The sequence below is a fragment of the Exiguobacterium sp. R-17 genome (assembly GCF_049913315.1).
GTDB lineage: Bacteria > Bacillota > Bacilli > Exiguobacteriales > Exiguobacteriaceae > Exiguobacterium_A.
Map to the genome: position 1 here is coordinate 83,671 of NZ_CP184373.1, position 13,297 is coordinate 96,967.

General features: G+C 38.5%; 10 protein-coding genes and 2 pseudogenes. 5 read left to right on the top strand and 7 right to left on the bottom strand.

Annotated elements, in window-relative coordinates:
• Window positions 1-1,567: 1,567 nt before the first annotated feature.
• From ACN9MT_RS16010 to ACN9MT_RS16025, 4 genes are all read left to right on the top strand, one after another.
• Entirely contained in the window at window positions 1,568-1,732 is a 165-nt protein-coding gene (locus tag ACN9MT_RS16010; RefSeq protein ID WP_426273796.1) for a hypothetical protein, read from the top strand.
• 716 nt (window positions 1,733-2,448) lie between these two features.
• On the top strand, window positions 2,449-4,113 hold the full coding sequence (locus ACN9MT_RS16015) for a DUF6044 family protein (RefSeq protein WP_426273798.1): 1,665 nt from the start codon (window positions 2,449-2,451) through the stop codon (window positions 4,111-4,113).
• A 31-nt stretch (window positions 4,114-4,144) separates the two neighbouring features.
• The gene (locus tag ACN9MT_RS16020; protein WP_426273800.1) at window positions 4,145-5,095 is read left to right on the top strand and encodes a glycosyltransferase family 2 protein; all 951 of its coding nucleotides are present in this window, start codon (window positions 4,145-4,147) and stop codon (window positions 5,093-5,095) included.
• Window positions 5,092-5,475, top strand: a complete 384-nt coding sequence (locus tag ACN9MT_RS16025; protein WP_426273802.1) for a GtrA family protein — start codon at window positions 5,092-5,094, stop codon at window positions 5,473-5,475. Before ACN9MT_RS16020 ends, ACN9MT_RS16025 begins: the two co-directional genes overlap by 4 nt.
• A gap of 1,572 nt (window positions 5,476-7,047) precedes the next feature.
• Here the strand turns inward: ACN9MT_RS16025 and ACN9MT_RS16030 are convergent.
• The 5 genes and pseudogenes from ACN9MT_RS16030 to ACN9MT_RS16050 all read right to left on the bottom strand — a co-directional run.
• Window positions 7,048-7,734 (bottom strand): annotated as a pseudogene (locus ACN9MT_RS16030) (DNA/RNA non-specific endonuclease); the annotation flags it as partial.
• A pseudogene (locus tag ACN9MT_RS16035) lies at window positions 7,713-7,925 on the bottom strand (helix-turn-helix domain-containing protein); the annotation flags it as partial. The pseudogenes ACN9MT_RS16030 and ACN9MT_RS16035, both read right to left, overlap by 22 nt.
• Before the next feature lie 696 nt (window positions 7,926-8,621).
• Window positions 8,622-8,948: a hypothetical protein gene (locus ACN9MT_RS16040; RefSeq protein ID WP_426273804.1), complete on the bottom strand. Its 327-nt coding sequence runs from the start codon at window positions 8,946-8,948 to the stop codon at window positions 8,622-8,624.
• Between the two features lie 22 nt (window positions 8,949-8,970).
• On the bottom strand, window positions 8,971-9,834 hold the full coding sequence (locus tag ACN9MT_RS16045; RefSeq protein WP_426273806.1) for an SAR2788 family putative toxin: 864 nt from the start codon (window positions 9,832-9,834) through the stop codon (window positions 8,971-8,973).
• A gap of 20 nt (window positions 9,835-9,854) precedes the next feature.
• Window positions 9,855-10,751, bottom strand: coding sequence for a S8 family serine peptidase (locus ACN9MT_RS16050; protein ID WP_426273808.1), 897 nt, complete (start codon window positions 10,749-10,751; stop codon window positions 9,855-9,857).
• 1,298 nt (window positions 10,752-12,049) lie between these two features.
• Here ACN9MT_RS16050 and ACN9MT_RS16055 point away from each other — a divergent pair.
• Window positions 12,050-12,376, top strand: a complete 327-nt coding sequence (locus ACN9MT_RS16055) for a hypothetical protein (RefSeq protein WP_426273810.1) — start codon at window positions 12,050-12,052, stop codon at window positions 12,374-12,376.
• On the opposite strand, the gene ACN9MT_RS16060 is transcribed toward ACN9MT_RS16055, so the two are convergent.
• Complete coding sequence (locus ACN9MT_RS16060; protein ID WP_426273812.1) at window positions 12,324-12,497, bottom strand: DDE-type integrase/transposase/recombinase; 174 nt, start codon at window positions 12,495-12,497, stop codon at window positions 12,324-12,326. The two genes, ACN9MT_RS16055 and ACN9MT_RS16060, sit on opposite strands and share 53 nt — an antisense overlap.
• Before the next feature lie 368 nt (window positions 12,498-12,865).
• Window positions 12,866-13,189 carry a transposase gene (locus tag ACN9MT_RS16065; RefSeq protein WP_426273814.1) on the bottom strand — a complete coding sequence of 108 codons (324 nt, stop codon included), beginning with the start codon at window positions 13,187-13,189 and terminating at the stop codon, window positions 12,866-12,868.
• Window positions 13,190-13,297: the final 108 nt, after the last annotated feature.

Genomic DNA, 13,297 nt, shown 5'->3' on the forward strand with positions numbered 1-13,297 from the left:
AATGGGTGTTTATTATATGTGTAGTCTACTAAAAGGTAAAGATTGTATACGTTTCGATGTTGAAATGTATACAATCTTTTTTTATTTTCTGATTCATTATCAAAGAATCTATTCATTCTTCACGATAAAATGAGAGAATTTTGATTTATCAGCGATTCACTTTACATTCGATTCAAGTAGCGTCGCGGAAGATTTACTCTCTGAAGGGCTGGGTTTAGGTTACGCTCTATCCGGTATTACCTTTGCGTTAATGATCATCTCCATTACGATTGGTTATTACGTATTCAAGTTAAACAATGTTATCGCTTTCTGGTGGGTCTATATTCTTACACGTCTACTAAGTGCTTCTTTAGGAGATTTCTTGTCACAAGCGCATAAGAACGAAGGACTTGAACTCGTCGTGTATTTAACAGCGAATAAAAAAAGATCAAGCATTTGCAAAATAAAAAATGGAAGAGGGCATTTCTTAGCAAAAGAAGGTGCTTTTTAACCTTTCATGGTAACGTTAAATTCACCGAATTGGTGGATATATTCGTGCCTTTGCGTATCAGTCTTATAAATTCAAATGTTATAAAAGCTAACATATTGAACTGCTTTTTTGGAGCTATATGGGATGTACTATAGAGTGGGAAAGGGTCTTTAGTTTGGCCGAGAAATGAATGGAGTGTATAACGATATATCGAATTTAGAAATGCGTGTAACGCTTCATCGAAAATGAGGACTAACTGTTGATCACCTTTAGAGGTATTATCACTAGAACAAGTAAACTCCTCGATGAACTCAAGTGACTCTATCTCAAAAAATATTTTATCGATGATAATATTTTGTGGATTTCGCTTTAACGAAGCACACCGTTTTTTACCGGTTTTACCCCTATGTATTTGAGTTTCGTCAGTCATTGTGCGACTTTCATCGAATGATTCAAAGAAATGTCAAGTTGCATCGCAATCATAGGGACATTTTGAAAGACAGTTAGGTGATGAGATAAGTAAATTTACAAGCGAAGGGCATGTATAGTAAATTGTGTGATTCTCATGATATCCCTCCATTTGTTTCCATTCTTATATTATGATAATACTAGCTTTTGGCAGTCGGTACAAAACCGAAAGATGTTTTTAAGTGCGCTTGTGTAGAAATACTACTATATATCACACCGGTTTTAGTTTTGTAGTGATGATGGATTCAATGATCGAGAGGCAGTTCGAAAATACAGAAGAAGAGGGATAGGATGAAACGTAAAGGTGAAAAGATATTAATCCTGTATGTTTCGTTCGGAGAAGGACATAAACAAGTTAGAATCACCTTGGAGTTGGAGAAAGAAATCAATGCCACGTTCGTTTCTAACATCTCACTCTCCTTAAATATCATAAAAATTATTCATCCAGATACATCCTCTTTCATACATACGATGTATCGATAAATCATCACTATAATTCTTTCCATGTACAGCTATCTTTATCTAAAAATGTATACAAAAGGATGGTTTTTACAGGATACAATTACACTCCTATTAAAAGGTGCCTACAGACTTGCAGATGTGATTGAGACGGTATAACCGACAATCATCATGAGCACATATCCGTTTGCAGCAGGATTGATTGATAAATTGAAGAAAGATCACCGCATTCATCTTCCGTCCATCACTGTCCTAACGGATTGCGCAATCCACTCGTACCGGATTCATGAGACGACAGATATGTATTTTGTAGGATTAAATCTGTTAAAGCATTGATTGATTTAGGGATTTCTGCTGACAAGATTCGTTTCACAGGTATCCCTGTGCGCAATCAATTTCATCATTATGATCGCTTGAATCTCCTACAAACATACCTATTTGTACAGATCGCTTAATTCTCTTGATTATGGGGATTTGAAAAGAATTATTCGGAAATGAAGCAACGTTATTTTGTATCTTATGAAGTTGAAGTACTAATTCAAGTCATCATTGCGTAGAAAATCAAAAATTGGAAGTTCACTTAGAAAAAGAATTAAGAGACTCGAAACACGATATTTACATCTGTGAATTTGTAGAGGACATTTAACACTTGATGGCAAGCGCAAATGTAATGACTAGTAAGACAGGAGGCTTTATGACGACAGAAGCCTTGACGATAAACTTCCTCTTTTGATCCAGCATGTGTTGCCGGGTCAAGAAAAGGAGAACGTCCACTACTTAGTCGATGCTAGTTTCGCTTTATATGCCGATACGACGAATGTACTTCATGATCAGTTGAAAAAAGCGATCACTGACACGCGTACATTACATGACCTACGGTACCATATTCATGAATGACATCGTGGTACACCGCGGTGAAGGAACTACGACATTTTATTCAATCTGATTCAAAAGTTATCCGGATGGGGCGAACTATCGAATAACAATGAGGATGTTCCTTGTCTCTCGATTCATATCAAACCAATTAAAAGCTACATGTAGGGAGTGAGAGGATGAAGGAAAGGACACGGATCCTATTCGGAATTTTAGCGGCATGTCTGTATGTCCTACCTATGATTCTTTTAGGAGAACAGGCACATGTCCGGATTCACGACAACTTAGATTCGAACATCGTCTGGTATAAAACATTGATTGATACGAACACACTTTTTACGGGTCTTCATGCGACCGTTCCTGATTTATTGAACGGAGTCGTCTCAAGGAATGCCTTCGTTAGCAGTTTTACAGGTATCGTTTGGTTATACCAATGGTTCCCGCCGTATTCGGCATATGTCATCAGTCAAGTATTAGTGCGGATTTTTGCTTTCCTAGGCATGTACCTATTATTGCGCGACCATGGGAAGACGATTATCCCGCGACCGTATGCACTCTGGATCGCTATCCTGTTTTCGTGGACCCCGTTTTGGCCATCGGGCATGCTGAGTACACTTGGGATGCCACTTTTATTATGGGCATATTGGAACATCTGGAAAGGAGTACGAAAAAAGAAGAACGTTCTCGTTCTCCTGCTCATCCCGTTCTATTCCAGTTTTGTTCTCGGCATCGTCTTCTTCCTAGCGGCGCTTGGTATCTATCACTTCATCAAAGAAATACGCGGACGTCAGTTCCATGGTCGTTTTTGGCTCGCATATGGTGCTCAAATCATCCTATACTTATTGATTGAATATCGCTTGGTCTATTCGATGTTATGGGAGGAGGAGCCGACCAGTCGGAATGATTTTGAAGTTGGAATAAACGGATTTTGGAGAAGCATCCGATTATTCTTCAAACACTTGGTACTAGGTCATACACACGACCGGGCAGTCCAGTCGCCAGTCATTCTGCTAACGATGCTTATCGTTGGAGTCATCGTGTTCCAAAAACGAGAAGAATTGACGAGACCAATCCGTTCGTTGATCTTATTATTGCTTGCCTTATCACTGTGGTATGCATTTTGGTTCTATGATGGTTGGAATCCATTAAAGCAACACGTATCGCTCATGCGGACATTTAACTTCTCGCGCTTCCATTTCTTGCAACCGATGGTCTGGTATGGCTTATTTTTCTTGATGCTGGATTGGCTTTGGAGGGGATCCAAGAAAAAATGGATCATTTGTTTACTGACGATGCAAACCATCGTATTGTTGATCTGGAACCCGGAATTCAGATATAGACATCATCCATCATACAAAGCCTTTTATGCGACAGCCCAGTTTGATGATATCAAGCACTATATCAATCAACCGACAACAGACTACCAGGTTGCCTCGATTGGGATGCATCCTGCCATTGCACAGTACAATGGGATGCGGACCATTGATGGGTATGTCAATTTTTATCCGCTGAACTACAAAGCGTCCTTCCGGAAGGTGATTGAAGGGGAGTTAGATAAAAGTAAGAAACTGCAGCACTACTTTGATATGTGGGGGAACCGAGTCTATCTCTTCTCGTCAGAACTTGGAAAGGAGTATGAGTTCACGAAAGACCACCAAGTCCCGATTCGTCACTTATCTATTGATGTTGCGCAGTTACGACGTATTGGTGCGACATATGTACTGTCAGCGGTACCGATCAAAAATGCGAAATCAATCGGATTACGATACGAGAAGACGTTTCAGGAGGAACATTCCGCATGGACCATTCGACTATATCGTGTCGATGCACTAGTGAAAGAATAGTAGTTAATCCTAAAGGTAAGGAGTTCATCCCATGACAACCATCCCGACGTTAGGAATCATTGTTCCGTGTTACAACGAAAAAGAGGTACTACCTTTGACGATCAGCGCAATGCAGCGTTTTTTCGAAGACTGGAAGGGAAGACGATTAATTACCGAAGAATCATTTGTGTTATTCGTTGATGACGGTAGTCAAGATGATACATGGTCTCAAATTGAGCACATACACGCAATGGATACACAGTTTCGTGGATTAAAGCTCGCACATAATGTCGGGCATCAGAATGCTTTGTTTGCGGGGCTCGCAGAAGGACATCTGTCTGCGGATTGTGTCGTCTCGATGGATGCAGATCTTCAAGATGACGTCGAGGTGATCGAGCAGTTCTTAGCAGAGTATGCCAAAGGGAACGATATCGTCTACGGTGTACGGGAGGATCGACAGAGTGACAGTTGGTTCAAACGTTCGACTGCTCAAGGATTTTATCGCTTCATCGATCAGCTTGGAGTCGAAACGGTATTCAATCATGCCGACTATCGCTTGATGAGTAAGCGAGCTGTCGAGGCGCTCTATGCGCATCCAGAGCGGAACCTGTTTCTGCGTGGTATGGTTCCGGCACTTGGCTTTCAAACGACGGAAGTCAGCTATACACGTCAACCACGTCTAGCTGGTGAATCCAAATATCCGCTACGGAAGATGCTGTCTCTTGCTTGGGATGGCGTGACTTCCTTTAGTGTCCGTCCGATTAAACTGCTTTTTCTCTTGTCTCTATTTATGTTGATTGTTTCATTTGGATTTGTAGGATATGCGTTATATCGTCAATACGAAGGGAAAGCGATGGACGGATGGACCTCACTTATGATGTCGATTTGGTTCATTGGAGGACTGCAACTGTTCGGCATTGGACTAGTTGGAGAGTATGTCGGAAAAATCTATCAGGAAGTCAAGCGACGTCCTCGCTACATTGTTGAGGAGAGATGCGGATGACGACATTGTTTCGTTTTTTGCTCGTTGGTGTGTTGAACACGATTGTAGGATTGACGATCACCTTAATCTGCTCCCGTCTGATGCATACAGGATACTGGACTGCGACAGCAATCGGGAACGCCTGTGGGATTTGGATCAGCTATCTACTCAATCGTCGATTCACGTTTCGTCAGCAAGCTGGTGGATGGGTCTACTGGATTCGATTCTTAATTGTCGTCTCACTGAGTTATCTCATTGCATATCGTCTCAGTCTTTGGGGCGTTCATCAATTTTTGCCGCATCTCGAGGAGACAGGGGCAATCTTGATCGGGATGATTCTTTACACGACTCTCAATTATCTCGGACAGTCTTACTGGGTCTTCCGAAAGCCAGTACGATAAAATAAGTGTTCCTGATCGATATCAGGAGCGCTTACTTTATTGCGTATAGACCATTTGATCGTAGGAGAGAAACCTACTCCCAAGCAGTGCCACGAAGATACTAATGAGAAAAATTACATTGTTCTTCGCCTAATAATCGAGAAGGATAAGGGGTAGTCCGAATGTGATGAGGCTGTAGAGCGCAAAGTTTTCATGCGTGATGCTGTAAGTTGCACGCAACATCTTCATCGCATCGTTGCCTTCCTGCCAAATCGATAACGAGAGCTGCGACTCGCATCCGCTAAGCAGCCGGCGTGTATGTCTTTAACCGTGAAAAAGTTGCGGATATCATGTTGGCGCAACGGCAATACGAATCACTTAATAAAGAAATTGAAGAGTTATACAGCCGATTAGATGATTCGACTGTTGAAATGCGACTATATAATAAAAATGTCCGCACTTATAATGATTCAGTAGTCCGTGGAGAACAAAAAAATCACCTTACGACTATCGATGAATCGGATGGGTGGGAGTGATCATTATATCAACTTGAGTGGACACAGTATTCGAAAGAAGACTATTATCATTTCGATGGTAGTCAAAAGATATTCGTAGACAAATCATTGAACCGTATCATTTTTGAAGAAATGGCAGCAGGACAACCACTTAGTGGCAACTTGTCGCATTGCAATAAGTTGAAAAATGGAAAGAGGGGTTTTTAGAGGAGTAGAGGATAAACTCCAAATCTTTCAGCGTGTAGCGATTGGTAAACGTGAAAAAAATGAGATTTTATAAGATGGCTGAACAACGATTAGTAGATTGATGATTAAGAAAGGGATCAACGTGCAGATAATTTAAAGTACCTATACGTTGACCTTTTTGTAATGCCTTTTGAAAAGTGTAACCGAAGTTCTTATGCATAAAAAGGACTATTAAAAATACATTGATAAAAATGTGAGTTTAAAGACGTTAACACTGTAATTACTTCACTAAATTCAGTTTTGTGAAAGAATAATCATTATTGTATACATAACGGTCGTTTTTCATATATTAATGAAGTCTAAATCAAGAAACTATAATAATTTTTCTTAATTGCAAAATACATTATTTTTTATTTTTTTTTGAAGGTGTTGCAAAAAAACCAAAATATAAACCTATAAGGATTGCAATCACAAGAAAAATTGTTTCATTTGACATTTCATATCATCTCCAATCTGATTTTGTTGAAATATTTTACACTTATGATAACATACTTATTTTTTTACTTTTTTAGCCAATTTTATTACTTTTATTTCTTTACATTTATTACATTTAATTTTATTTATTATCTTATTAAATTTAAATACTTTGCTTTTAAACTTCTAAAATTATAATTGACTCAAAATACATAGAACGATTCGGATGAAATCAGGATGAATATAGTGTGTTCAGAGTTTGAGATCAACAATCTCGCCGCTTTACTGTATAACAATTCAATTTCAGATGTGTTTTTCGACGACTCATCAATACTTCCGTTTCTGGGGATGAAAAAGGCAGCGACGAATATCTCGTCACTGCCCTAATATGTTTCGCCTATTCGATTGGATCAAGGATTCATTCTCCGACCATGCCGTCATGGTCATTGTCCCGCATATATTGGTACAGCCAGTGCTTCTCCGTGATCGGCATCGCAAAGCCTGCGTCCTTCGCTTCCTGGATTGTCACTTGACCATTGCCATCGGTATCGACGCGCGAGACATCCTCGGTCGCTGTAGTATCGGTAGAGGACTTCGCTGACGGTTCTGCTTTCTTCTTCTTCTTCGTCAGACCAAGTGCAGCATTCGTCTCGTCTGGATTACCATTCTTGAATCGGTCGACGACGGTGTTCCCACGAACCGTGTAGGTATACTGATACGCGGATGGGATCATCGTAGATGTATCCGGATAGGTGATTTGCGCTTCAAAGTTCGTCGCGCCACCCGCCTTGCGGATGACGTCCTCCATGTAAGCCTGGTCACCATGACGATTCAGTGTACTGTCCTGCGGAGTGATGTTGTAGGCGTTCGAGACGCCACCAAGCGAGTCGGCGATGACATGTCCTTCATCGAGATCCGTGCGTTCGACGCCAGGCACCTTCGCCTCATCGGAGTAGTAGCGTCCGTCACTCGTAACGCCTTCTGTCGCATCATTTTGGAGAACGATCTTCTTCGCGATGACGCGGACCAGCTGACCGTGCTCATTCGTGAACGCCCAGTATTTCCGCTCACCAAACCCGATGTCGACAACGACGTTCGTGCACCGCACTTCTTTTTCCGCTCCACATAACGCTTGTCGGCATGGGAAGAATCATAGTGAGGATTTCGTTTCAATTCTCGTGAAATCGTAGAAGGTTGACGCCCTAGGCGTCCAGCAATCTTTCGGATAGAAAAACCTAGCTCGAGATATGTCTCTATTTTGACTCTTTCTGATGTGGTAAGATGAACATAGCTCATAACGAATCCTCCGTTGAATTTGGTGTGGTAACTCTATTCTACACGAGGTCGTTATGGGTTTTTTTGTGTTTTCAGCTAGGTGTTGCACTTAATATTACAATTCGTCAAATATATTAATACGAGATGTCAAAGTAGTTATTGCTAGAATGGATACGAAGAAAAATAAAAAAATGAACTTTCCAAAATATATTTTAGTGCCATACTCAAAAGCGGGATGAGATTCTCCATACGATCGGATCGATGCTTTACTGTAGTATGGTAATCGCTCATAAAATCGATTGGTCTCATTTTTGATTAGGTTGAGGTGTTAAAAACAAGATTAAAAATTTTTCGAGACGAGATCGCGAGCGGAATAAGTTTTCTTACACTCTATCGGAACATACATCTGGAAGTCTTGTTGAGTCTCATTCAAGTACTCCATTATATGCATTCTGCTAATTAAACAATGGATTATAATATGAGAAGGCTTCATCAGCTATCAATCAGAACTTGAACTTGATAGGAGTATTTTTATGTTCGATCTTGAGTTGATCATTTTAATAGTAAACGAAGTTAATTTGAAACACTAAAGGTGACTCCAGAGTTGATAGGAAGTCACCTTTAGTGTTTGAGGATAATAACTATATTAGAGTCGTTGACTTGTGAAAATGACTCACTTTTTGTTTAGATGTTCTCTGAAATCATAAATTAGTAAATTTATGACTCCATGCGTTTTTCTAATTGAATATGAATCGTATGGAGTTGTTTCTCCAGCAACTCTCTTCCAAGAGACTCGCCTCTATCCAGATTAGTATCGAATGCATCGGAACTGAATACCTTTGCACCGTCTTTAATCCAATTATCTCGATAAAGAACATGGGATTCTTTTCTAGTAAGAAACTTACCATCTTCGATTTCTACATCATCGTCTACTCCGAATTGAAATCCACAGCATAAACAAAGATCAAATGAAGCATCTCCATTAGAATAATAAGGAGCTTCATGCATTTTATCATATCCACAAACAGGGCAAACATACGTCATTCTATCACCTCATAATATATATTTATTGATCTTTAAAATATTCGTATCCGCTTTTTTTATTAGGATGTCTAGGCTTAAATAGTGTTTTGATTACATCATTTTTATTGAGTATAAGTAATTCATTTGTATCTTTATTGTATCGTAAAATATCACCATTAGATCTTTTCTTAGTCAAAATATGTTTTCCTTTTGCATTAACTAATGTTTGTGCTCTAGCTAAATACTTTGATTGAGTATAGCCAGGAAATTCATGTTTATGTTTATTCCAATGTCCATTAAACAATGATTTATTTTGAAATTTTACTTTTTTTAAGGTTTTAGCTGTAGCCTTTTTTCCGTATTTACCAGTTGCTTTCTTTACAGCAGTCTTTCCATACTTTTTTATTGCTTGTTGTACTCCAAATCTAGCTACATTTATCGCTATCACGACAAGGGGATACCATGAAGCGCTCGCTTCTGATGAGTCTATTTTATAAGTAGATAAAGTTTCAGAATCAGTTAAGATTGCCGAAAAATCTTCTTCATTATTAACTTTTTCGATAGCAACATCAAATGACTTGTTTACTAGATTTCCTTCAGCGTCGGCAATTACAGCGTCTACTGTCATATGATTCGTTTCGAAATCAAGCTCAAGTTGGCTCTCTACAGTCAATCCTTGATTATCGATTGAAGTATCAATATATCCAGTTTGATTTTTCGTATAATCTTCAACAACAATATTATTGGTATTCGAATTATTGTTGAGAGGTTCGATTGTTTCAGTAGTCGTCAAGTCGGACAATTCATTACTGGCAATAACATTACTTTCTTCAGCAATAACGTTAGCTGGGAGTATGTAAGAAAGCATATACGTTACCGTAATTAGTAGTATAAACATTTTTTTCATGCTGTAGACACCCTTCCGTATCAATATTTTAAGAGACCGTTACCGTAAATTGAACGATCACTATACTTATCAAATTTAAATGAACGTCGTTGTAAATCATTAACCATTTCTTTTTTATTCATCTTCTGTTTTGAGGTACTATTGATTATTGAAATGATTCCGGTTGCGATTGCAGTAGCAAAAGAAGTTCCGGATACTAATTGATTTTGATTCTTAGACTTATCAATCTCTAATGGTAGATTGACTCCTGGAGCTACAAAATCTACTTTTCCAGTACTAGCAAAAGGGTCAATTTGGTTCTTCTGATTGATTGAAGATATTGATAAGACGTTCGAATATTTAGCAGGATAATCAGTAGATAAACCGAAATTGTTTCCAGCTGCAGCAACTACAACGATGTTTAAAGAATTAGCTTTAGCGATAACTTTTTTTAGTTCTGGATAATTGCGTTGAAAACCAAAACTAATATTTATCACATCAACTTTGTTTTCAATACTCCACTCTATTCCTTGTACGACATCCTCTAGAGTGCCTTTTCCGTTAGGATTCAAAACTCTTACATCATAAACTTCAATATAATCAAATAATTTTTTATTATTAAAAGCCGATAATTGATTAGATAAAATATTATGCACAGCATTACCATGATGAAGTAAAGTTTTTTTATTTGGAGTACTAGATAAAGTATCAAACGTTTTAGTGATTTTCAACGATGTATCGTTTTTAGTAATTCCACTATCTAAAATAGCTATCTTTGTTTTTCTTTTCAGGTCGATTTTATACTTTTTTTGCGAGAGAGTCTTACAAATCGACCAATTCTCAAAACAGTTAACATCATTTCTTGAGTTATCTAAATTACAACTACTTAAAAAACTTGTAAAAAAGATTATCAAAAAAAAGATGGACAATTTGTTCATATTTACCTCCTTTTTAAATTTTTAACATGTTTATAATACTAAAACAATATTACTGTTTTGTATACTTATCTTTAAATTTTTTTTCGAACGTTCACATTTTAGACTTAACGGAACACTATTTATAATCCTTTTCTCTCTTTGTAAAACGAGAATTAATCTCCTAATGTTAACTGATAAACTAATCACATATTAAATAAATGTATGTTAGAGGGGCTAGAGTAGTTGAAGTATGATAAAAAATATAGAGTATTTCATCCGTTGATGATATCGATGGATATGATTTCAAAATCATCACAATTCCAGAAAACCTACGTGATGCTTTAGGTGAAGTGAAGGATGATGCTGGGAATCCAATTCGTAATCTTGAAACGTTCGCGGAGGAGGTTCGTGACTCTCTTTCTTACACCATTGCAGAGTCTTAGCAAAGAGGAACTGGAACTATGGAGAAAGCGTGACGAGATCACCAACATGATCGGATTGATGTCTGACTGTATTTGGAGGTCAAGCTCGTGGAATCGATTTGCTTCTGATTCAATCAAGTCAAGACGTTGGGACTATGGCAACCAGAAAACGATACTATACTGATCGCTTGCTCACAGCTGTTTCTACATGAACGAGCACAAGCTAGTAGCAGACGACCGGATGTCGATCGCAGATTTGAATCTGCATTGACGGGCTACATCGGAAGACTTGCTATGGGTCACATTGAACGGCAGAAGTTGGTTATGGCACCTGACGAGATATCCGCCTCGAGCGACCCTGACATTTTTAGTAATGTCGAGAATATAAATGCAATGGACTCTTTCAAATGTCTTTTCGGAAGAAGATGAACGAAGACGCTCTTTCGATTTCGAGATCGAAATGTATACAATATTCATGTTTATCTCAATTATGCATGTTACATCATTCAAATGTGCACGATTGGTCAATCAGAATACATATCTTCAAAAACTCTACTCCGATAGAATTTTTAAATATGCGTATCATGAGCATTTCCTGAAGTATAAATGGTTTTTAATAATGATTAAAAAAGAGTAATATGAAACGCTTTATTAAACGTCTTCTGTTGTATTTTTTGAGACGAGTATTTTGATGAATATAATCATATCAAACGAATGGTCTAATGCATTTTAACTATCACTAATTCATCTATTATTCTCTTTAACAGATAGCCAGCTAACTTTTTTCTTACGATGTGGTATTTCATTATATGAGCGTGTCACGTGCCGTGACGTCCATTTGTACGAAAAAATAAGGGGTCTTGAAAGACAAAGAATGGGTGCAAGGAGGAATTTTATATGGCGTCTGAATCTAAAGAGCGATTTGGTGTCACGCTTACTTCAGATCAAATCACCTCGATGATTGCTGTTGCGCGTTCTTTTAAGAAGACACGGGAAAAAGCTCAAGAGGTACCGCTCTTCGTCACAAATATTCAAGGAGAAATTGATACGGTCGTCGTCGGTTACCATCAGTTCGAGGAGATGAACGAAATAATCGTCAGGCAAGCTGCCTTGATTGAAGAACTGGAAATTTTGTCTCGACTATGTGATGTAGACACTTCAGTAGAGACAATCATCGACACGGATGATTTCGATTCTCTAATGCCAACTTCAATGTATCAATGACGAGAGGTGTCTGTTGGTGATCGTATAACTTATAGGCAACGATTTCGTTATTAAAAAGATCCATAATGGTGGAAAGATATTTTGTCGTGTTGCCGTATTGGATATAGGTGATGTCCGTCACCCACTTCTGATTCGGTTTACTTGCTGTGAAATCACGCTTTATGAGATCCGGTGCCGTTATGATGCGCTCACCTTGAGACTTCCATCTTCGTTTTGGCTTGATCCGACATTGAAGATGGTGTTTTTACATGATTTTCTGTACAGTATTCCGCTTGGCTTTCAACTGATAGATTTGCTGTAATAATGCCTTTATTTTTCGATGCCCATTCCGATACTTTGTCTGTTTACTTAATTCGATGATGGCTCTTTCTAGCACCGAAGGTGCTTCCACAGATTTTTTCGTCCACCGGTAATAGCTTGCTCTTGGTACATTCAAGGCACTCAGAATAGCGGTGATCGTATACTTTCTTCGCAGAGACGCTACAATTTTTATGACTGCTTCTTTCTCAACTCTCTTTCGATCTCCATGTACTTTTTTAAGATCTCGTTTTCCATTTTCAGATGAGACATTTGTCTTTCTCTCTTGTCATCCTCACTCGCAGAATCTGGTCCATGTCCATAGGTATATTGTTTTCCAATCGGCTGATCGAATCGATAGAGTTCATTAGACCGATACCATCTCATCCATGTTTCGACTTGCGATTTGTTTTTGATTCTGTACTTCTCCATGATCTGTTTCGTCGTTAACTCACCACTCAGTTTTTCTTTGACTACTGCCCATTTTACTTCACTTGAATATACGTTTTTGCCCATGCAAAAACACCTCCGATGTTAGTACTTTTTAAAAGTGTACCACTCCGAAGGTGTTTTATATTGTCTCAAAATTTTAGGTTAGTCCAGTAGAGCAATTCTACAAAGGGG

Coding starts and splice junctions, on each gene's coding strand:
- ACN9MT_RS16010 (WP_426273796.1), top strand. CDS start 1,568: ATGAGCACATATCCGTTTGCAGCAGGATTGATTGATAAATTGAAGAAA.
- ACN9MT_RS16015 (WP_426273798.1), top strand. CDS start 2,449: ATGAAGGAAAGGACACGGATCCTATTCGGAATTTTAGCGGCATGTCTG.
- ACN9MT_RS16020 (WP_426273800.1), top strand. CDS start 4,145: ATGACAACCATCCCGACGTTAGGAATCATTGTTCCGTGTTACAACGAA.
- ACN9MT_RS16025 (WP_426273802.1), top strand. CDS start 5,092: ATGACGACATTGTTTCGTTTTTTGCTCGTTGGTGTGTTGAACACGATT.
- ACN9MT_RS16040 (WP_426273804.1), bottom strand. CDS start 8,948: ATGACGTATGTTTGCCCTGTTTGTGGATATGATAAAATGCATGAAGCT.
- ACN9MT_RS16045 (WP_426273806.1), bottom strand. CDS start 9,834: ATGAAAAAAATGTTTATACTACTAATTACGGTAACGTATATGCTTTCT.
- ACN9MT_RS16050 (WP_426273808.1), bottom strand. CDS start 10,751: ATGAACAAATTGTCCATCTTTTTTTTGATAATCTTTTTTACAAGTTTT.
- ACN9MT_RS16055 (WP_426273810.1), top strand. CDS start 12,050: ATGGCGTCTGAATCTAAAGAGCGATTTGGTGTCACGCTTACTTCAGAT.
- ACN9MT_RS16065 (WP_426273814.1), bottom strand. CDS start 13,189: ATGGGCAAAAACGTATATTCAAGTGAAGTAAAATGGGCAGTAGTCAAA.